We start from the raw sequence: 18,610 nt of genomic DNA, 5'->3' as shown, positions 1-18,610 counted from the left end.
GCAAGATCGCCGGCCTCGAGGTGCTGCGCATCATCAACGAGCCGACCGCGGCCGCGCTCGCCTACGGCCTCGACAAGAAGGACGGCAAGACCATCGCCGTCTACGACCTTGGCGGCGGCACCTTCGACATCTCCGTGCTGGAGATCGGCGACGGCGTGTTCGAGGTGAAGTCGACCAACGGCGACACCTTCCTCGGCGGTGAGGACTTCGACATGCGCCTGGTCGAGTATCTGGCGGCCGAGTTCAAGAAGGAGCAGGGCATCGACCTGAAGAACGACAAGCTCGCGCTGCAGCGCCTCAAGGAGGCCGCCGAAAAGGCGAAGATCGAGCTGTCGTCGTCGGCGCAGACCGAGATCAACCTGCCCTTCATCACCGCCGACCAGAGCGGTCCGAAGCACCTGACGATGAAGCTGACGCGCGCCAAGTTCGAGCAGCTCGTCGACGACCTGATCCAGCGCACCGTCGAGCCCTGCAAGGCGGCGCTGAAGGATGCCGGCCTGAAGGCGGGCGAGATCGACGAGGTGGTGCTGGTCGGCGGCATGACGCGCATGCCGAAGGTTCAGGAGATCGTGAAGCAGTTCTTCGGCAAGGAGCCGCACAAGGGCGTCAACCCCGACGAGGTGGTGGCGCTGGGCGCGGCCATCCAGGCCGGCGTGCTGCAGGGCGACGTCAAGGACGTGCTGCTGCTCGACGTGACCCCGCTGTCGCTGGGCATCGAGACGCTGGGCGGTGTGTTCACGCGCCTCATCGAGCGCAACACCACGATCCCGACCAAGAAGAGCCAGGTGTTCTCGACCGCCGAGGACAACCAGGGCGCCGTCACCATCCGTGTCTTCCAGGGTGAGCGCGAGATGGCCGCCGACAACAAGGCGCTCGGCCAGTTCGACCTGGTCGGCATCCCGCCGGCGCCGCGCGGCGTGCCGCAGATCGAGGTTTCCTTCGACATCGACGCCAACGGCATCGTCAACGTCACCGCCAAGGACAAGGGCACCGGCAAGGAGCACCAGATCCGCATCCAGGCTTCGGGCGGCCTCAGCGACGCCGATATCGAGAAGATGGTGAAGGACGCCGAGGCGAACGCCGAGGCCGACAAGAAGCGGCGCGGGCTGGTCGAGGCCCGCAACCAGGCCGAGGCGCTGCTGCATTCGTCCGAGAAGTCGCTGAAGGAGTATGGCGAAAAAGTCTCGGAGGCCGATCGCACGGCGATCGCCGACGCCATCGCCGCTCTGAAGACGGCGACCGAGGGCGACGACGCCGACGACATCCAGGCCAAGTCGCAGACGCTGATGGAAGTCTCGATGAAGCTCGGTCAGGCCATGTACGAGGCGAGCCAGAAGGAAGCCGCCGAGGCCGACGCCAAGGCGGATGCCGCCAAGGATTCGGACGTGGTCGACGCCGATTTCGAGGAGATCGACGAGAACGACGACAAGAAGAAGTCCGCCTGATCCCGATCGGACGGAGACAGCATGGGAGCCCGGCCACTGCGCCGGGCTTCTTTTTTGTGAACGCACCGCGGGCCTTCGTTAAGCTTACCTGAAGGAACCTCCCCCCAACGTTCTCTCCCGAGATACACTTGTCGTGGGTTGCCGGCGGCACGGCTGCCGGGCAGGGTCGGAACAGGGGCCGATGCATTTCAGGACGCTCGAGATCTGGCGGCTGTCGGCCGCCCTCGCGGTGATGATGTGGCATTTCCTGCGCTACGCGCCGCCCGGGCACGAGGCGGCCAGCGCCGCGCTGTACCGCCTGATGCCGCTCATGGAGATGTTCTTCATGATCTCCGGCTTCCTGATCATGCTGCGCTATGCCGATACGCTGATGTCAGAGCCCGGTTCGTTCCGGCGTTTCATCGTGCGACGGCTGGCGCGGCTCTATCCGCTTTATTTCATGACGCTGCTGTTCTTCTGCGTCGTCGCCGCCGCGCTGCATCTCGGCCTCGTGCAGTCGGAGCAGCCCGAGCGTTATGCCTGGTCGGCACTGCCAGCCAACATCCTGCTGGTGCAGGCCTGGGGCCTCACCGACACGCTCACCTTCAACGATGTCGGCTGGACGCTTTCGGCCGAATGGTTCTGCTATCTCACCCTGCCGGTACTGGTCCTGGCCTATCAGCGGTACGTGATATGGGGACTGGCCGCCGTTGCGGCCGCGGCCATCGTCGCGCTGGAAATCGGCGTGGCCATGGGCTGGATACCGTTTCCGAGCTGGCTGCAGGCCAACACCTGGGGCGCCTATCGCGCCTTCGCCGATTTCGCGCTCGGCGCCATGGTCGCCGTCGCGGTGCGCGACAGCAGGCTCAGGCTGACGAGCCTGGTACCTGGATGGCTCGTCTTCATCGCGGCGGTCGCGGCGATGGCGACGCTGCAGAACGCCTATGTGATCGTGCTCCTGCTGGCGGCCGCGACCTTCCTCGCCGCGCTCGCCGAGCGCAACGATCCCGAGGCCGCCGCCTATCTCAAGCCGCTGCATCCGATCGGCCGCGTCTCCTTCGGCATCTACATGATCCATCCGGTGATCGAGAGCGTCCTGCTCGCCGTGGTGTGGCGCAAGATGCTCGAGCCGATGGGCGTCATGAGCTTCTACGCCTACTGGTATCTGCCGGCAGCGGCGGTGATCGCGACCGCGCTGCTGTCGGACCGCTATTTCGAAGGGCCGGTCAGCCGCTATCTCAATGCCCGTTTCGGCGGCACGCAAGCCGGCGCGGCGGCGCAAAAGCGTGGTGCCGGCGCAACTGGAACCGCCTGATCCGTTCCAACGGCCGGTTTTCTGCCGAAAACTGTCGCTTTGCCGGCCGCCCCCTATGGCATACCGGCTTGCGGTTTACTAAATCCTGTGCCAGTTGCCCGCGCTGATCGGACAAGCAGTGCACCTAGCTTGAAACTCATCCACCGGTTCACAAGGCAGAATGAAAGCCGATTTCTATGAAACGCTGGGCGTCGGCAAATCAGCCGACGAAAAGGCCCTCAAGAGCGCGTTCCGCAAGCTCGCCATGCAGTTCCACCCCGACCGCAATCCCGGGGACAACGCCTGCGAGCAGAAGTTCAAGGAAATCAACGAAGCCTACGAGACCCTGAAGGACCCGCAGAAGCGGGCGGCCTATGACCGCTTCGGCCATGCCGCGTTCGAGCATGGCGGCATGAACGGGGGCGCGAACGGCTTCGGCTCGGGTGGCTTCTCCGACATCTTCGAGGACATTTTCGGCGAGATGATGGGGGGCGGCCGCCGCCGCTCGACCGGCGGCCGCGAGCGCGGCGCCGACCTGCGCTACAACATGGAGATCACACTGGAGGAGGCCTATACCGGCAGGACGGCGCAGATCCGCGTGCCGACCTCGATCTCCTGCTCGGATTGCAGTGGCTCCGGCGCCAAGCCGGGCACCCAGCCGGTCACCTGCTCGCTGTGCTCGGGCTCCGGCCGCGTGCGCGCCGCGCAAGGCTTCTTCTCGATCGAGCGGACCTGCCCGCAGTGCCACGGCCGCGGCCAGACCATCAAGGACCCCTGCTCGAAATGCGCCGGACAGGGCCGCGTCACCGAGGAGCGCTCGCTGTCGGTGAACATTCCGGCCGGCATCGAGGACGGCACCCGCATCCGGCTCGCCAACGAGGGCGAGGCGGGGCTGCGCGGCGGCCCGCCCGGCGACCTCTACATCTTCCTGTCGGTCAAGCCGCATGAATTCTTCCAGCGCGACGGCGCCGACCTCTACTGCAAGGTGCCGATCTCGATGACCACCGCCGCCCTGGGCGGCGCGTTCGAGGTGACCACGCTCGACGGCTCGCAGACCCGCGTGAAGGTGCCGGAAGGCACACAGAACGGCCGCCAGTTCCGGCTGAAGGGCAAGGGCATGCCGATCCTGCGGCAGCCGACGATCGGCGACCTCTACATCCAGACCGCGGTCGAGACGCCGCAGAACCTGAGCAAGCGCCAGCGCGAGCTGCTGGAGGAATTCGAGAAGCTGTCCTCCACCGAGAATTCCCCGCAGTCGAGCGGGTTCTTCTCGCGCATGAAGGACTTCTTCGAGTCGTTCGGTAACAACTGAGGCGTGCGCCGAGGCGTCGTCACGCGCGATGGAACCAGTCGGGGAGAACCCCGTTTCGCCGCTGCGTAAGCCTTGCATCACGACGTCAGGCTGGTATTGATCGCCTCACAGCGACAGGGAGTGGACGCGATGCGACGCGGTTCGGAGTTGCGTAAGGCGCTGGCCGAGAAATTCGACGACGAACTTCGTTTCTTCCGAGGCTGGATCGACAAGCCGAAAGCCGTCGGCTCGATCATTCCGACCAGTTCCTTCACCGCCCGGCGGATGGCCTCCGTCATCGACGTCTCGTCCGGCCTGCCGGTGCTGGAGATCGGCCCGGGGACCGGCGTCATCACCCGCGCCATCCTCGCCCGCGGCGTCCCGGCCGCGAAGCTCTACACCGTCGAATACTCGGCCGACTTCGTCCGCCACCTGAGACGCCATTTCCCCGGCGTCAACGTCATCGAGGGCGACGCCTTCGATCTCGACCACACGCTGGGGGCCGACGCGCCGAAGCGCTTCGACTGCGTGATCTCCGGCGTGCCGCTGCTGAATTTTCCGGTGGAGCGCCGCGTCGCCTATCTTGAGGACCTGCTCGACCGCATTCCCGAGGGCCGGCCGGTCATCCAGTTGACCTACGGGCCGAAATCGCCCGTGCCGCCCGGCCTCGGCAGCTACACGGTGCGGCATTTCGACTTCGTCATCCGCAACATCCCGCCCACGCAATTGTGGGTCTATGAACGCGGCCGGCGGAACTGACGGCACAAGCTGGGCTTGTCGCCGCTGATTTCCCCATGCATGACTTCTGAAGCCAAGGGGGCTGTCATGCGCGAAATCCCACTGAAGGAGGCGAAGGCAACGCTTTCGCGTGTCCTCGACGAGGCGATTGCCGGAAGTCCATCCATCATCACCCGGCGCGGCAGGCGCGAAGGCGTCATCCTGAGCTACGGCGAATTCGAGCGGCTTTCGCGTGCTCACTCGTTCGGGTGGCTGTCGGCGAACGCGCCGCTGGATGCCGACGAAGCGCGGCCGGACTGACAGCCGGCCAACTCCGATCCCGAAAGGAAGCCGGCCTTTGCATCATCCAAAAATCCTCGTCTTCGCCGGCTCGATCCGCACCGGCGCCTACAGCGGCAAGACCGCGGACGCGGCCATGCGCGAACTCGCGCTGCAGGGGGCGGAGGTGACCCGCATCTCGCTCGGCGACTATCCGCTGCCGATCATGGACCAGGATCTGGAGGCGGAGAAAGGCGTTCCGGAGAATGCCGTGATGCTGGCTCGGCAGTTCGTCGACCATGAGGGCCTGCTGATCGCGACGCCCGAATACAACGGCTCGATGCCGCCGCTGCTCAAGAACGCCATCGACTGGGTGAGCCGCGTGCGCAAGGATCGCGGCGCGCCGGTGCGCCCGTTCTCCGGCAAGCCGGTGGCGCTGTGCTCGTCGTCCGATGGCCATTTCGCCGGCATCCGCAGCGCCAACCATCTGCGCGCCGTGCTGTCGCATATCGGCATGGAAGTGATCGCGCCGCAGGTCTCGGTGCCCTATGGCGAAAAAGCCTTCGACGAGAATGGCGGTTTTCGCGAGGAGCGGCTCCGCAACGGCATGGAGCGCCTGTGCCGGACGCTGATCGAGCGCGCCGCGATGCTGTCGACACGGGCCGACTCGTGATAATGGCCGCTCGACTCGACGCGGCGGACGGCGCCGATCCGACGGAGATGCGCATGACAGAGACCAATCCGGCCAGCCGGCTCATTGTCGGCCTGGACGTACCGGACCTGCGAATCGCCCAAGCCGTGGTGCGCGAGCTCGACGGCGTCGTCTCCTTCTACAAGATCGGCTACCAGCTCGCCTTCGCCGGCGGGCTCGACTTCGCCCGCGAGCTCGTCGCCGAGGGCAAGCAGGTCTTCCTCGACATGAAGCTGCTCGACATCGACAACACGGTGGCGAAAGGCGTCGAGAACATCGCCAAAATGGGCGTAACGATGCTGACGCTGCACGCCTATCCGAAAGCGATGCGGGCCGCCGTAGAAGCGGCGCGCGGCACGCCGCTCTGCCTGCTCGCCGTCACCGTGCTTACCTCGATGGACGAGAGCGACCTGATCGAGGCCGGCTATGAATACGATCCGCACACGCTGGTGCTGCGCCGCGCCGAGCAGGCGCTCGCCACCGGCATGGGGGGCATCGTCTGCTCGGCCGGCGAGGCGGCGGCGGTGCGCAAGGTCGTCGGCCCCGAACTCGCCGTGGTCACGCCCGGCATCCGGCCGGCCGGCACCGAGCATGGCGACCAGAAACGCGTCGTCACCCCGGCGGATGCCATCCGGGCCGGCTCAAGCCACCTTGTGGTGGCCAGGCCGGTCGTCGCCGCCGTTGACAGGCGGGCGGCCGCGCAGGCAATCCTGGCCGAGATGGCCGCGGCCTGAGTTTCACACGGGAGAAAAAAAATGCCGAAGGGATACTGGATCGCCCGCGTCGACGTGCGCGACCCCGAGGGCTACAAAGACTATGTCGCGGCGGCGAAGCCTGCCTTCGACAAGTACGGCGCGACGATGCTGGTGCGCGGCGGCGCCTATGAGTTCGCGGAAGGGCCGGGCCGGGCGCGCAACGTGGTCATCGAATTCGCCTCGCTGCAGGCCGCGCACGACTGCTACCACTCGCCCGAATACCAGGCCGCCAAGGCGATCCGCCAGAAATACGCCGAAGCCGAGATCGTGCTGGTCGACGGGGTCTGACGTCCGGCCTGGCGCATCGCCCGCCTTAATTGGACTAAAGGATGAGGCCATCGCCGGACGTATATCGTATTGCGTCGCAGCAATTGTTCGTTAACTTCGCTGCCTAACGATAGGACGCGGTTTTCCGCGCCGTAGCGCGGGACCGGCGGAGTTTTCGATGTTCTACCAGCTCTATGAACTGAACCATGCGGCCATGCAGCCGTACCGCGCCTTCGCGGATGCGGTAAGGCTGTTCTACTCCAATCCGATCAATCCGCTGTCGCACACCGCGGTAGGCCGTTCGGTCGCCGCCGCCGCGGAGCTGTTCGAGCGCACGACCCGGCGCTACGGAAAACCGTCCTTCGGCCTCGACCGAACGGTGGTCGACTGGAAGGAAGTCGGGGTGGTCGAGAAGGTCGTATGGTCGCGGCCCTTCTGCAATCTCATCCATTTCGTGCGCGACCTGCCGGCGCGGCGCAAGGCCGATCCGAAGCTGCTGATCGTGGCGCCGATGTCCGGCCACTACGCGACGCTCTTGCGCGGCACGGTGGAAGCGATGCTGCCGCACGCCGACGTCTACATCACCGACTGGGCCGACGCCCGCATGGTGCCCGTGTCGGAGGGCCGCTTCGATCTCGACGACTACATCGACTATATCGTCGAGATGCTGCATGCGCTCGGCCCCGAGGTGCATGTGATGGGCGTGTGCCAGCCCTCCGTGCCGGTGCTCGCCGCCGCAGCGCTGATGGAAGCGCGCGGCGACCGCTTCGCTCCCTCCACCATGACGCTCATGGGCGGCCCGATCGACACGCGGCGCAACCCTACCGCCGTCAACCTGCTGGCCGAGGAGAAGGGGATCGACTGGTTCCGCGACAACGTCGTCATGCAGGTGCCGTGGCCGGCGCCCGGCTTCATGCGCGACGTCTATCCGGGCTTCCTGCAGCTGTCCGGCTTCATGAGCATGAATCTCGACCGCCACATCACGGCGCACAAGCAGTTCTTCATGCATCTGATCAAGAACGACGGCGACAACGCCGAGAAGCATCGCGACTTCTACGACGAATATCTCGCCGTCATGGATCTGACCGCCGAGTTCTACCTTCAGACGGTGGAGACCGTGTTCGTCCGCCATGCCTTGCCCAAGGGCGAGATGACGCATCGCGGTACCCCGGTCGACCCTTCGGCAATCCGCAACGTCGCGCTGCTGACCGTCGAGGGCGAGAATGACGACATCTCGGGCATCGGTCAGACGCAGGCCGCGCACGACCTCTGCGTCAACATCCCCAACGACATGCGCGCCCACTACATGCAGCCGGCGGTCGGCCATTACGGCGTCTTCAACGGTTCGCGCTTCCGCTCCGAGATCGTGCCGCGCATCGTCGATTTCATCTCCAGCTACGGCAAGGAGAACCGCGCGCCGGCGAAACTGCGGCTCGTGCGCGCGGCCAAGGGCTGATTTTGGCCGAAGTCCCGATGCACCCGCACAGGCTCCGGGCGACGCCGGACGGGCTGTTGCAGATTCATCGCGCCGCGCTGATCACGGTAACCATCACGCGAAAGTCTAGTCAGGCGTGAATTGACTCGGCGGAAAAATCGTCCTTAACGTTTCCTTAACGACAAAGGGCGAGTGGGCTATGCAATCCTCTCCGCGGGCGCGCCGCGCCGCGAAGCTTACCGGGATAGTGCTGGCTTCGGCGATGGCTAGTCTTATCGCCGGCGCAGCTTCGGCATCCGGTCCGATGCTGACCGGCGGCCTGACCTCGCAGCCGATCGGCCACTATGAGTTCTGCAAGATCAATCGGGCGGAATGTTCGATCCGGGTGCGAGACGCTGGTCCGGAGCGCATGTCCGGCGCGCTGTGGAGCCTGCTGGTCGGCATCAACACCGACGTGAACGGCGCCGTGAAGCCGATGAACGATTTCGACATCTACGGCAAGGACGAGGTCTGGGCCTATCCCGACGACGGCGTCGGCGATTGCGAGGACTATGTGCTGGAGAAGCGTCGCCAGTTGCAGGCTGGCGGCCTGTCGCTGTCGAACCTGCTCATCACCGTGGTGCGCAAGCCGGACGGCGAGGGCCATGCGGTGCTTACCGTGCGCACAGACAAGGGCGACTTCGTCCTCGACAACCTGTCCAACGAAGTCAAGGACTGGAGCCAGACCGGCTACCGCTTCCTCAAGCGCCAGGCCTCGAACCATACCGGCCGCTGGGTGACCATCCGCGAGGGCTCGGCGCCGCTGGTCGGCGCGGTGCAGTAGCGGCACGGCGCCGGCATTTCCGGCGTCCATTTGCACCGGCGCGGGCTGCATGCGTCCGCTCAGCCGCCCTTTCCATCCCGCGCGATGCCCCTTGCAATCGCCTGCGCCTTGTCGATCGCATTGGCGAAGCAGCCGCGCAGATCGGCGCGCATGCCGGTGAACCACAGGCCGGGCACGGCGGGGTCGTTCTCGCCGCCGTTGAAGCGCGGCCGGCCGCGCGGATCGAGCACGCCGAGATGGCCGACCATGCCTTCCAGCCCGGTGCGGTAGCCGGTCGCGGCGATCACCACGTCCGGGCTGAGCGTGCTGCCGTCCTCGAACAGAACGCGGCCTCCCTCGAAGCCGCCGATCACCGGCATGACCGCGACGCGGCCCGCCCTGATCGCCGCAACCGCGCCGTCGTCGGTGGCGATCGCGATGCTGTCGGCCTTCATGCGGCTTGCCGCGCCGCCGGCCGCCGGCGGCAGGCCGAGCTTGCCAAGGTCGCCGAAGCTCAGCCGCTGCGTCGCGCCGATGACGCGATCGGCGACGCCGACCGGCAGCTTGACCAGCCAGGTGGCGTTCTTGTGCACGGCGAGGTTGGCGACCCGCTTCGGCAGCACGGCCGGCGCGTGGCGGGCCGACAGCCACAGCCTGCCGGTCTCCGCGCGGATCAGATGGTTGAGCACGTCGAAGCCGGAATTGCCCGCTCCGCTCACCAGCACGCTCTTGCCGCGATAATCCGCCGCCTCGCCGAAATCGGCCGAATGCAGCAGCCGGCCGGTATAGGTCTCGCGGCCGGGCCATGCAGGGATGAAAGGAACACGGTCGCGGCCGGTGGCGACGACGACGTGCCGTGCCCGGTAAGTCCGTCCCGCTGCCCTCGCCTCCCAGCGATCGCCGGCGCGATCGATGCGCTCGACGGCGGTGTCATGGTCGATCGACAGGCCGTGCAGCCGCGCGAAAGCCTCGAACAGGTCGATCACCGCCTCGCGTTTTGGAAACGCCGGCGTACCGGCCGGATAGGTCACGCCGGGAAGCACGGACAAGTCGCGGTGCGAATTGAGCGTGAGATGCTTGTGGCGCCGCCGCCAGGACTCGCCGAGCCGCGGCGCGGCCTCCAGCAGGCGCACCCCGATGCCTGCCTTCGCCAGCGCCTGCGCCACCGCCAGCCCGGCCGCGCCGCCACCGACCACCAGTGCTTCCGTGTCGATCATCCGCCACCATCTTCCGCTTCCGGGCGACCGCACCGGATTTTTCGCGGCAGGTGATCGGCTGTGGACGCCGGAGTGTCAAGCGGCCGGGCCGTGGCGCTGGACACGACCGATGCCGGACAGCAATTCTCTTCCTCAAAGGAGGAAGAAAGAGGTTGGCCGCTCCTACTCGGCTGCTTCTCCGTAGCGCGGCGCCGCATCGGCCACGTGGGCGTCGACATGCGCCTCGAACTTCTCGAAATTGGCGATGAACATGCCGACGATGCGCTTGGCCTGCCGGTCGTAGGCGGCCCTGTCCGCCCAGGTGGCGCGCGGGTCGAGAATGCCGGAATCGACGCCCGGCACGGCGACCGGGACGGCGAAGCCGAAATTCGGGTCGGTGCGGAATTCCGCCTCGTTGAGGCTGCCGTCGAGCGCCGCGGCGAGCAGCGCGCGCGTCGCTTTGATCGGCATGCGCCTGCCGGTGCCGAAGGCGCCGCCGGTCCAGCCGGTGTTGACCAGCCAGCAGTCGACGCCATGCTCGGCGATCAGCGAGCGCAGCAGATTGCCGTATTCGGACGGGTGGCGCGGCATGAACGGCGCGCCGAAGCAGGTCGAGAAGGTCGCCTCCGGCTCCTTGACGCCCTTCTCGGTGCCAGCGACCTTGGCCGTGTAGCCGGAGAGGAAGTGGTACATGGCCTGCGCCGGCGTCAGCTTGGCGATCGGCGGCATCACCCCGAAGGCGTCGGCCGTCAGCATGACGATGTTCTTCGGATGCCCGGCGCGGCCCGTCGGGCTGGCGTTTGGGATGAAGTCAAGCGGGTAGGCGCAGCGGGTGTTCTCCGTCAGCGAGCCGTCATCGAAGTCCGGCACGCCGCGCCCGTCCAGCACGACGTTCTCCAGCACCGTGCCGAAGCGCCGCGTGGTGGCGAAAATCTCCGGCTCGGCCTCAGCCGACAGGCGGATGGTCTTGGCGTAGCAGCCGCCCTCGAAATTGAAGACGCCGTCCGGGCCCCAGCCATGCTCGTCGTCGCCGATCAGCGTGCGCGAGGCGTCGGCCGACAGCGTCGTCTTGCCCGTGCCGGACAGGCCGAAGAACACCGCCGTGTCGCCGGCGGGGCCCATGTTGGCCGAGCAGTGCATCGGCATCACGCCGCGTTCCGGCAGCAGGTAGTTGAGGGCGGTGAACACCGATTTCTTCATCTCGCCGGCATAGGAGGTACCGCCGATCAGCACGATCATGCGCGAGAGGTCGACGGCGATCACGGTCTCGGTGCGCGTGCCGTGGCGCGCCGGATCGGCGCGGAAGGAGGGCAGGTCGATGATCGTCATCCGCGGTTCGAAATCCGCCAGCGCATCCTCCGCCGGGCGGATCAGCAGGTTGCGGATGAACAGCGAGTGCCAGGCGAACTCGGTGATCACGCGGGTCGGCAGCGCCTGCGCGGCGTCGGCACCGCCGACGAGGTCCTGCACGAACAGATCCTTGTCCGCGGCATGGGCGCGGAAATCGGCGAGCAGCGTTTCGAAATGCGCCGGCGTCATCGCCGCGTTGTTGTCCCACCAGACCTGGTCGGCGGTCGCTGCGTCGCGGACGACGAACTTGTCCTTGGGAGAGCGGCCGGTGTGCTGGCCGGTATAGGCGACAAGCGCGCCGTCGGCGGAAAGCTGCGCCTCGTTGCGGCGGATTGCCTCCTCGTACAGCGCCGCCCTTCTGAAATTGTAATGGACCTTGCCCGACGTCCTCACACCGATTCGCTCGATCCCGCAGCCGGGATTGCGTATACCGATCTCGCCCATCTTGCCCTCGACCTGGTGGGTTGGCACTCCCGGGTGACGCCCGGAATGAAGTCCATGCGCTCAACTTTTCTTGAGCGAAGCTCGTCGAAACCAGAAAAGATGAAGAATATCAAACTATTAATCGATTTAAAGATTTTGAAATCGTTTAAATCGGTTATATAAGGCAGAGCTGTGCAGCAGTCGGACGTTACAAATTAAGCATTTGCTGCCAAGCTTTGCAGGACGGCCGGCCGAAGTTGCGCCGCCGGCCGTGTCATGCCATGGACGGACGCCGTGCCACATTTTGTACTCAATTTGTCCGCCAATAGCCTCTTCCTTATATTGGAAGGGACCCCCGATCATGAGGGAGCCGCTTGAAATGGCAACGATCGCGCTTGTCGACGACGACCGCAACATCCTGACCTCGGTGTCGATCGCCCTGGAATCGGAAGGCTATCGCGTCGAGACCTATACCGACGGGGCCTCGGCCCTCGAGGGCTTTGCCGCCCGGCCGCCGAACCTGGCCATCCTCGATATCAAGATGCCGCGCATGGACGGCATGGAGCTGCTGCGCCGGCTGCGCCAGAAGTCCGACCTGCCGGTGATATTCCTCACCTCCAAGGACGACGAGATCGACGAATTGTTCGGCCTCAAGATGGGCGCCGACGATTTCATCCGCAAGCCGTTCTCGCAGCGGCTGCTGGTCGAGCGCGTACGCGCCGTGCTGCGGCGGGCGAGCGCCCGCGAGGCGGCCGCCAAGGCGCCGAGCCAGCAGACGAAATCGCTCGAGCGCGGTCAGCTCGTCATGGATCAGGAGCGCCACACCTGCACCTGGAAGGGCGAGCCGGTCACGCTGACGGTGACCGAGTTCCTGATCCTGCATTCGCTCGCGCAACGCCCCGGCGTGGTCAAGAGTCGTGACGCGCTGATGGATTCGGCCTATGATGAACAGGTCTATGTCGACGATCGGACCATCGACAGCCACATCAAGCGGCTTCGCAAGAAGTTCAAGGCGGTCGATGATGATTTCGAGATGATCGAGACCTTGTATGGCGTGGGCTACCGGTTCAGGGAGGCCTGAGCCGAACCGCCGGGGATCCGGGATTGAATGACGATTGACCTCCAGCTTAACAAGCCGATGGCCGCCGCCCGGCGGCCGCGGGGCTGGCTGGCGGCCGTGCTTGCGGCGCTGACGGTGCCGCTGCGGCGATTTCTCGGCCACCACGTCTTCTCGAGCCTCACCCGCCGCATCCTGTTCCTGAACCTTGCCGGCCTTGCCGTTCTGGTCGCCGGCATCCTCTATCTGAACACCTTCCGCGACGGCCTGATCGACGCCCGCGTCGAGAGCCTGATGACGCAGGGCGAGATCATCGCCGGCGCCATCTCCGCCTCGGCGACCGTCGAAACCGATTCCATCAGCATCGATCCGGAGAAGCTTCTGGAGCTGCAGGCCGGCGAGAGCCTCGGCCCGGGCACCGACCAGCTCGACAATCTGGATTTCCCCATCAATCCCGAGCGCGTCGCGCCGCTGCTCAAGCGGCTGATCTCGCCTACCCGCACGCGCGCCCGCATCTACGATCGCGACGCCAACCTGCTGCTCGATTCGCGCCATCTCTACTCGCGCGGTCAGATCCTGCGCTACGACCTGCCGCCGGTCGACGAGGAAGAGCCGAGCATTCTCGAGAAGGCGGAGAAATTCGTCTTCAACCTGTTCCGCAACACCGACCTGCCGATCTATCGCGAGCAGCCCGGCGGCAATGGCGCGGCCTTTCCGGAAGTCATGAACGCGCTCACCGGCAGTCCGTCCACCGTGGTGCGCGTCAGCGAGAAGGGCGAGGAGATCGTCTCCGTCGCCGTGCCGATCCAGCGTTTTCGCGCGGTGCTGGGCGTGCTGATGCTGTCCACCGAAGGCGGCGACATCGACAAGATCGTGTCGGCGGAGCGTAACGCCATCCTGCGGGTGTTCGGCGTCGCGGCGCTGGTCATGGCGATCCTGTCGATGCTGCTCGCTTCCACCATCGCCAATCCGCTGCGCCGGCTCTCGGCGGCGGCGGTGCGGGTGCGGCGCGGGGTCAAGAGCCGCGAGGAGATTCCGGATTTCTCGGACCGACAGGACGAGATCGGCAATCTCTCCATCGCCGTGCGCGGCATGACCAACGCGCTCTATGCGCGTATCGAGGCGATCGAGAGTTTCGCCGCCGACGTGTCGCATGAGCTGAAGAATCCGCTGACCTCGCTGCGCAGTGCCGTCGAGACCCTGCCGATCGCCAAGAACGAGGCTTCGCGCGAGCGGCTGATGGAGATCATCCAGCACGACGTGCGCCGGCTCGACCGGCTGATCTCGGACATTTCGGACGCCTCGCGGCTCGACGCCGAACTGGCGCGCGAGGACGCCACCCGGGTCGACCTGCGCAAGCTGGTCTCCGATCTGGTCTCCGCCGCGCAGGAGACCGGCCGCCACAAGCGCAAGGCGACCATCGAGTTCAAGGCGGCCAAGCTGCCGCCCGCCGCCAGGGGTTATTTCGTCACGGGCCACGACCTGCGCATCGGCCAGGTCATCACCAACCTGGTGGAGAACGCGCGCTCCTTCGTGCCGGAGGACCATGGGCATATCACGGTAAGCCTGTCGCGGGCCGGCCAGTTCAACGTCGTCACCGTCGACGATAACGGGCCGGGCATTCGCCCCGACGCCATCGACCGCATCTTCGAGCGCTTCTACACCGACCGACCGTCAAGCGAGGCGTTCGGCCAGAATTCCGGCCTCGGCCTGTCCATCAGCCGCCAGATCGCAGAGGCACATGGCGGACGCCTGACCGCCGAGAACATCTCCGGCACGAAACCCGGCGAGGTGAAGGGCGCCCGCTTCGTCATGACACTGCCGGCCGACGAGTGAGCGCCGCGGCAGGAACGGTGCGTCCTTCCATCGTCATGGCCAAAGCCGAACCAGGGTATCCTCCAAACCTGCATGCAACGGGGATCGTCGTCGGCGACCGGGGAATCCTGATCCGCGGCGAATCCGGATCCGGCAAGACCACGCTGGCGCTCGCCGTGATCGCCGCGGCACGCGCCGCCGGGCGCTTCGCGACCCTGGTGGCCGACGATCAGCTCCTGCTTGCCCGTCGGCACGGGCGGCTGGTGTGCACCGCTCCCGCGGCGATCGCCCGCCTGGTGGAGGTTCGCGGCTCGACGCCGCAGCCGATCGGTCACGAGGCCGCAGCCGTCGTCGACCTGTTGATCCGCCTGGTCGACGGGCCGGCGGCGCCGCGCTACCGTGAGGAAGAGAGCGAAGAAATCGGCGGCTGCCGCATCCCGGTTCTGACGCTCGAGCGCCGCAATGCAGCCGGCGCGTTGGCCGCGATTGCCGCGCGGCTGTCACTGCCGCCGTTCGGCTGAACCTGTGTCATGGATGCCAGGATGCGGCAAAATGGCCGCCGCTAACGAAGATTTGGGCTTGTCAACGGCGGGTGGCTGGACAAGATGGCGCTCCGCTCCGGCGGTAGGCATTTTACCGAACGCGTATGAAGGGGCGATGACGGGAGCCATGGCGGAATGATCGGACTCGTGCTGGTGACGCACGGTCGGTTGGCGGAAGAGTTCCGCAACGCCGTCGAGCATGTCGTCGGGGCCCAGCAGAGCTTCGAGACGATCTCGATCGGCGCCGACGACGACATGGAGCAGCGCCGCCGCGACATCGTCGATGCGGTGGCGCATACCGACACGGGCAACGGCGTCATCCTGCTCACGGACATGTTCGGCGGCACGCCGTCGAACCTGGCGATCTCGGTCATGGAGCCCGGCCGCGTCGAGGTGATCGCCGGCGTCAACCTGCCCATGCTGATCAAGCTGACCAGCGCCCGCAAGGCCGACGACATGGCCAAGGCGCTGGAACTGGCGCAGAGCGCCGGCCGCAAATACATCAACGTCGCGAGCCAGGTGCTGAGCGGTAAATGACCGGTCCCCTGCTGTCGAAGGATGCCATCAGCCGCGACATGGTCATCATCAACCAGCGCGGCCTGCACGCCCGCGCCTCGGCCAAGTTCGTGCAGCTCGCCGCCGGCTTCCAGGCGACGATCGAGGTCGAGAAGGACGGGGTGAGGGTCGGCGGCACCTCGATCATGGGGCTGATGATGCTGGCCGCCAGCCCCGGCTGCTCGATCCGGGTCTCCGCCAGCGGTCCCGAGGCGCGCCAGGCGCTCTCGGCGCTGGAAGACCTGGTCGCGTCCAGGTTCGGCGAAGAAGCCTGAGGCGCCCTCAGCGGCTGTCCTACCGGCCGCTCTCTCCGCTTATCCGGCCACGAATGCTTTCCAACGGCCCCAATTATCCGCAGGCCAGCTTTCCCGCTTCCCAGCCGAGGATCGCCCGCTTGCGGGTGAGACCCCAGTGATAGCCGGTGAGTGCCCCGGACTTGCCGAGCGCGCGGTGGCAGGGCACGACGAAGGACACCGGATTGGCGCCGACGGCGGCGCCGACGGCGCGGCTCGCCGCGGGCGCGCCGATCTCGGCGGCGATGGACGAGTAGTTGCGGGCGCGGCCCATCGGGATCTTCAGCAGCGCCTCCCACACCCGCACCTGGAAATCGGAGCCGATCAGCACCACGCGCAGCGGCTGGTCGGACCGCCAGTTGGCTGGGTCGAAGATGCGTGCCGCATAGGGCGCGGTCGCACCGATGTCCTCGACGTAGGACGCGTTCGGCCAGCGGCCGGACATGTCGGCGAAGGCGTCACGCTCCTCGCCCGGATCGCAGAAGGCGAGGCCGGCCAGCCCGCGGTCGGTGACCATGAGCAGTGCGATGCCGAAAGGCGAGATGTGATAGCCGTAGCGGATGGTCAGGCCGGCGCCGCGCGTCTTGTAGTCGCCCGGCGACATCGCCTCATGCGTGACGAAGAGGTCGTGCAGGCGGCCGGGACCGGACATGCCGAGCTCGAACGAGGTTTCCAGCAACGGCATGCCCTGGTCGAGCAGTCTTCGCGCATGGTCGAGCGTGACCGCCTGGAGAAAAGCCTTCGGCGACAGGCCGGCCCAGCGCGTGAACAGCTTTTGCAGCCCGGTCGGCGTCTCGCCGACATCGGCGGCCAGTTCCTCCAGCGAGGGCTGGTCGCGATAGTCGAGGCTGATCTTCTCGATGGCGCGGCGCACGATCTCGTAGTCGCCGTCGGCGGGCGTGATATCCTTCTGCAGGATCGGCATCGGTTTCGTCGGCATCGGCGAATTCATAGACATAAGAGCGTTCATGGCAATGTCTCCTTGGCCCCGAATATCGGGCCAGCGGAGGCGCGAAACCACCCGAAACTTGCCTTGCGGGACGCTGGACCCAGATAGGGCTGCACATCGGAGGGAGGAAGATGCCGGGCGAAAAAGCGCATCTCACCAGGGAGAAGGAAACTCTGCTGATCACGCTCTGCGGCAAGGCGCTGGAGAGCCGGCTGCCGGATTCGCTGCTCAAGGACTGGTTCGCCGCCGAGGCTGTCGGCAAGATCGACTATGATTTCCGGCGGCTGAAGGTCGACAGGAATCTCGGCATCGGCCTGGCGATCCGGGCAAAGTCGATCGACGACCGGGTGCGCGCCTTCATCGCACGGCATCCGGATGCCGTGGTCCTGCATCTGGGCTGCGGGCTCGACAGCAGGGTGTTCCGCGTGGATCCGCCGGCCGGCGTTGCATGGTATGACGTCGATTATCCCGAGGTGATCGCGCTTCGCCGCAGGCTCTACCCGGACCGCGAAAACTGTCGCCTTGTCGCATCGTCGGTGACCGATCCGCAATGGCTGGAGACCGTGCCGGCGGATCGCCCGGCAATGATCGCGGCGGAGGGGCTGACACCCTATCTTCCGGCCGACGAGGGACCGAAGCTGTTCGCCCGCCTCGTCCGGCATTTCGACCGCGGCGAGATCGTCTGCGACGCCTACAGCAGCCTCGGCCTGAAGATCGTGGCGATGACCCCGTCGGTAAGGGCGACCGGCGCCGAGTTGCGCTGGGCGATCAACGATCCACACGATCTGGAGAAGGCGGCCCCAGGGCTGAAGCTTGTCGAGGAGATCGCTCCCTACGAGACCGAGCATGTCAGGCGCATGACGCTGGGCGCGCGCCTGTTCATCGGCGTTTGGAACTTCATCCCGCCCCTGAAGAAAATCGGCCGGCTGCTGCGGTTCGAGTTCTGACGTCCGTTATGGAAGGCCGCGCCGTGACTAGCGCGCCTTGGCGGTCGCCAGCGCCCGCGAAAACGCCGCGGCAAAGCTCTCGCGGTCGTCGGGGTTGAGGAAGGAGCCGATAGGCACGCTCTTGCCCTGTCCCTCCACGGCCATGCCGGTGATGCCGATCTCCCGGTGGCGGGCAACCGCGAAGCGGGCCCAGAACGGGTTGAAGCGGTGCGCTTCGCTGCGTCCCGAGGGCGCGGTCTTCCTGATGTCGAGGCGGGTGCGCGACACCGACACCTCCTCGCGGGCGCGGGCGGCGCGATAGTTCATGCGGAAGGCGATATAGACCAGCAGCACGTCGAGGCCGAAGAAGCCGAACACCGGCCAGGCGCCCTTCGACAGGAAGAAGGCGCCGGTGGCCAGCCAGCCGAACAGCAGCGCGCCCATGAGGATCGCGAAGCCGGTGCGCCCGAGCGACCGGTGCGGCGTGAGCAGCGCCCGGAAGAACGGCTCGTCGGCATCCCGCATGGCGTTTGTGTCGTCCATCGCCCG

General features: G+C 66.4%; 20 protein-coding genes. 16 read left to right on the top strand and 4 right to left on the bottom strand.

Translation table 11 applies throughout. From position 1 onward, the window contains the following. The 10 genes from dnaK to AC5JDC_RS10075 all read left to right on the top strand — a co-directional run. On the top strand, positions 1-1,445 hold a 1,445-nt coding region (gene dnaK, locus AC5JDC_RS10120), incomplete at its 5' end, for a molecular chaperone DnaK (protein ID WP_495841246.1). A 181-nt stretch (positions 1,446-1,626) separates the two neighbouring features. Further along, on the top strand, positions 1,627-2,739 hold the full coding sequence (locus tag AC5JDC_RS10115; protein ID WP_495841245.1) for an acyltransferase family protein: 1,113 nt from the start codon (positions 1,627-1,629) through the stop codon (positions 2,737-2,739). Between the two features lie 160 nt (positions 2,740-2,899). Beyond that, positions 2,900-4,030 (top strand): molecular chaperone DnaJ, encoded by a 1,131-nt coding sequence (gene dnaJ, locus AC5JDC_RS10110; protein WP_106773291.1) that lies wholly within the window; start codon positions 2,900-2,902, stop codon positions 4,028-4,030. Between the two features lie 129 nt (positions 4,031-4,159). Then, the gene (pmtA, locus tag AC5JDC_RS10105; protein ID WP_495841244.1) at positions 4,160-4,768 is read left to right on the top strand and encodes a phospholipid N-methyltransferase PmtA; all 609 of its coding nucleotides are present in this window, start codon (positions 4,160-4,162) and stop codon (positions 4,766-4,768) included. 15 nt (positions 4,769-4,783) lie between these two features. Next, positions 4,784-5,047, top strand: coding sequence for a type II toxin-antitoxin system Phd/YefM family antitoxin (locus tag AC5JDC_RS10100; protein WP_495841243.1), 264 nt, complete (start codon positions 4,784-4,786; stop codon positions 5,045-5,047). Between the two features lie 37 nt (positions 5,048-5,084). Further along, a complete protein-coding gene (locus tag AC5JDC_RS10095; RefSeq protein WP_495841242.1) occupies positions 5,085-5,678 on the top strand; it encodes an NADPH-dependent FMN reductase in 594 nt (197 codons plus the stop codon). 47 nt (positions 5,679-5,725) lie between these two features. Continuing rightward, a complete protein-coding gene (gene pyrF / locus AC5JDC_RS10090) occupies positions 5,726-6,430 on the top strand; it encodes an orotidine-5'-phosphate decarboxylase (RefSeq protein WP_495841250.1) in 705 nt (234 codons plus the stop codon). A gap of 21 nt (positions 6,431-6,451) precedes the next feature. Further along, positions 6,452-6,739 carry a DUF1330 domain-containing protein gene (locus tag AC5JDC_RS10085; protein WP_106773287.1) on the top strand — a complete coding sequence of 96 codons (288 nt, stop codon included), beginning with the start codon at positions 6,452-6,454 and terminating at the stop codon, positions 6,737-6,739. Positions 6,740-6,896: 157 nt separating this feature from the next. After that, positions 6,897-8,174: a polyhydroxyalkanoate depolymerase gene (locus AC5JDC_RS10080; protein WP_495841241.1), complete on the top strand. Its 1,278-nt coding sequence runs from the start codon at positions 6,897-6,899 to the stop codon at positions 8,172-8,174. Between the two features lie 178 nt (positions 8,175-8,352). Then, entirely contained in the window at positions 8,353-8,976 is a 624-nt protein-coding gene (locus tag AC5JDC_RS10075; protein WP_106773285.1) for a transglutaminase-like cysteine peptidase, read from the top strand. Between the two features lie 59 nt (positions 8,977-9,035). On the opposite strand, the gene AC5JDC_RS10070 is transcribed toward AC5JDC_RS10075, so the two are convergent. Both AC5JDC_RS10070 and AC5JDC_RS10065 read right to left on the bottom strand, forming a co-directional pair. Further along, on the bottom strand, positions 9,036-10,172 hold the full coding sequence (locus tag AC5JDC_RS10070; RefSeq protein ID WP_495841240.1) for a flavin-containing monooxygenase: 1,137 nt from the start codon (positions 10,170-10,172) through the stop codon (positions 9,036-9,038). 162 nt (positions 10,173-10,334) lie between these two features. Further along, the gene (locus tag AC5JDC_RS10065) at positions 10,335-11,945 is read right to left on the bottom strand and encodes a phosphoenolpyruvate carboxykinase (protein ID WP_495841249.1); all 1,611 of its coding nucleotides are present in this window, start codon (positions 11,943-11,945) and stop codon (positions 10,335-10,337) included. A 358-nt stretch (positions 11,946-12,303) separates the two neighbouring features. Here AC5JDC_RS10065 and AC5JDC_RS10060 point away from each other — a divergent pair, with 358 nt between their 5' ends. The 5 genes from AC5JDC_RS10060 (at position 12,304) to AC5JDC_RS10040 (ending at position 16,168) form a co-directional block, all read left to right on the top strand. Continuing rightward, positions 12,304-13,005 carry a response regulator transcription factor gene (locus AC5JDC_RS10060; protein WP_106773282.1) on the top strand — a complete coding sequence of 234 codons (702 nt, stop codon included), beginning with the start codon at positions 12,304-12,306 and terminating at the stop codon, positions 13,003-13,005. Between the two features lie 27 nt (positions 13,006-13,032). Continuing rightward, positions 13,033-14,817 (top strand): sensor histidine kinase, encoded by a 1,785-nt coding sequence (locus AC5JDC_RS10055; RefSeq protein ID WP_495841239.1) that lies wholly within the window; start codon positions 13,033-13,035, stop codon positions 14,815-14,817. 35 nt (positions 14,818-14,852) lie between these two features. Beyond that, positions 14,853-15,317, top strand: a complete 465-nt coding sequence (locus AC5JDC_RS10050; protein WP_495841238.1) for an HPr kinase/phosphorylase — start codon at positions 14,853-14,855, stop codon at positions 15,315-15,317. Between the two features lie 156 nt (positions 15,318-15,473). Continuing rightward, a complete protein-coding gene (locus AC5JDC_RS10045) occupies positions 15,474-15,875 on the top strand; it encodes a PTS sugar transporter subunit IIA (protein WP_106773279.1) in 402 nt (133 codons plus the stop codon). Next, the gene (locus AC5JDC_RS10040) at positions 15,872-16,168 is read left to right on the top strand and encodes an HPr family phosphocarrier protein (RefSeq protein WP_495841237.1); all 297 of its coding nucleotides are present in this window, start codon (positions 15,872-15,874) and stop codon (positions 16,166-16,168) included. Before AC5JDC_RS10045 ends, AC5JDC_RS10040 begins: the two co-directional genes overlap by 4 nt. A 73-nt stretch (positions 16,169-16,241) precedes the next feature. Here AC5JDC_RS10040 and AC5JDC_RS10035 read toward each other — a convergent pair whose 3' ends face one another. Then, positions 16,242-17,138: a methylated-DNA--[protein]-cysteine S-methyltransferase gene (locus AC5JDC_RS10035; protein WP_495841248.1), complete on the bottom strand. Its 897-nt coding sequence runs from the start codon at positions 17,136-17,138 to the stop codon at positions 16,242-16,244. A 128-nt stretch (positions 17,139-17,266) separates the two neighbouring features. Between AC5JDC_RS10035 and AC5JDC_RS10030 the strand changes: the two genes are divergently transcribed. After that, entirely contained in the window at positions 17,267-18,082 is an 816-nt protein-coding gene (locus AC5JDC_RS10030) for a class I SAM-dependent methyltransferase (protein WP_495841236.1), read from the top strand. Between the two features lie 27 nt (positions 18,083-18,109). Here the strand turns inward: AC5JDC_RS10030 and AC5JDC_RS10025 are convergent, their stop codons facing one another. Then, the gene (locus AC5JDC_RS10025) at positions 18,110-18,604 is read right to left on the bottom strand and encodes a DUF2244 domain-containing protein (RefSeq protein ID WP_495841235.1); all 495 of its coding nucleotides are present in this window, start codon (positions 18,602-18,604) and stop codon (positions 18,110-18,112) included. Positions 18,605-18,610: the final 6 nt, after the last annotated feature.

This window comes from Kumtagia sp., from assembly GCF_059502445.1.
Note: the sequence above shows the minus strand (reverse complement) of the source record. Positions and strands in the feature narration are given on the sequence as shown.

Excerpts from the sequence above, each read along its gene's own strand:
- AC5JDC_RS10115 (WP_495841245.1), top strand. The coding sequence starts at position 1,627 with ATGCATTTCAGGACGCTCGAGATCTGGCGGCTGTCGGCCGCCCTCGCG.
- dnaJ (WP_106773291.1), top strand. The coding sequence starts at position 2,900 with ATGAAAGCCGATTTCTATGAAACGCTGGGCGTCGGCAAATCAGCCGAC.
- pmtA (WP_495841244.1), top strand. The coding sequence starts at position 4,160 with ATGCGACGCGGTTCGGAGTTGCGTAAGGCGCTGGCCGAGAAATTCGAC.
- pyrF (WP_495841250.1), top strand. The coding sequence starts at position 5,726 with ATGCGCATGACAGAGACCAATCCGGCCAGCCGGCTCATTGTCGGCCTG.
- AC5JDC_RS10085 (WP_106773287.1), top strand. The coding sequence starts at position 6,452 with ATGCCGAAGGGATACTGGATCGCCCGCGTCGACGTGCGCGACCCCGAG.
- AC5JDC_RS10080 (WP_495841241.1), top strand. The coding sequence starts at position 6,897 with ATGTTCTACCAGCTCTATGAACTGAACCATGCGGCCATGCAGCCGTAC.
- AC5JDC_RS10075 (WP_106773285.1), top strand. The coding sequence starts at position 8,353 with ATGCAATCCTCTCCGCGGGCGCGCCGCGCCGCGAAGCTTACCGGGATA.
- AC5JDC_RS10070 (WP_495841240.1), bottom strand. The coding sequence starts at position 10,172 with ATGATCGACACGGAAGCACTGGTGGTCGGTGGCGGCGCGGCCGGGCTG.
- AC5JDC_RS10065 (WP_495841249.1), bottom strand. The coding sequence starts at position 11,945 with ATGGGCGAGATCGGTATACGCAATCCCGGCTGCGGGATCGAGCGAATC.
- AC5JDC_RS10060 (WP_106773282.1), top strand. The coding sequence starts at position 12,304 with ATGGCAACGATCGCGCTTGTCGACGACGACCGCAACATCCTGACCTCG.
- AC5JDC_RS10055 (WP_495841239.1), top strand. The coding sequence starts at position 13,033 with ATGACGATTGACCTCCAGCTTAACAAGCCGATGGCCGCCGCCCGGCGG.
- AC5JDC_RS10050 (WP_495841238.1), top strand. The coding sequence starts at position 14,853 with ATGGCCAAAGCCGAACCAGGGTATCCTCCAAACCTGCATGCAACGGGG.
- AC5JDC_RS10045 (WP_106773279.1), top strand. The coding sequence starts at position 15,474 with ATGATCGGACTCGTGCTGGTGACGCACGGTCGGTTGGCGGAAGAGTTC.
- AC5JDC_RS10040 (WP_495841237.1), top strand. The coding sequence starts at position 15,872 with ATGACCGGTCCCCTGCTGTCGAAGGATGCCATCAGCCGCGACATGGTC.
- AC5JDC_RS10035 (WP_495841248.1), bottom strand. The coding sequence starts at position 17,138 with ATGAATTCGCCGATGCCGACGAAACCGATGCCGATCCTGCAGAAGGAT.
- AC5JDC_RS10030 (WP_495841236.1), top strand. The coding sequence starts at position 17,267 with ATGCCGGGCGAAAAAGCGCATCTCACCAGGGAGAAGGAAACTCTGCTG.
- AC5JDC_RS10025 (WP_495841235.1), bottom strand. The coding sequence starts at position 18,604 with ATGGACGACACAAACGCCATGCGGGATGCCGACGAGCCGTTCTTCCGG.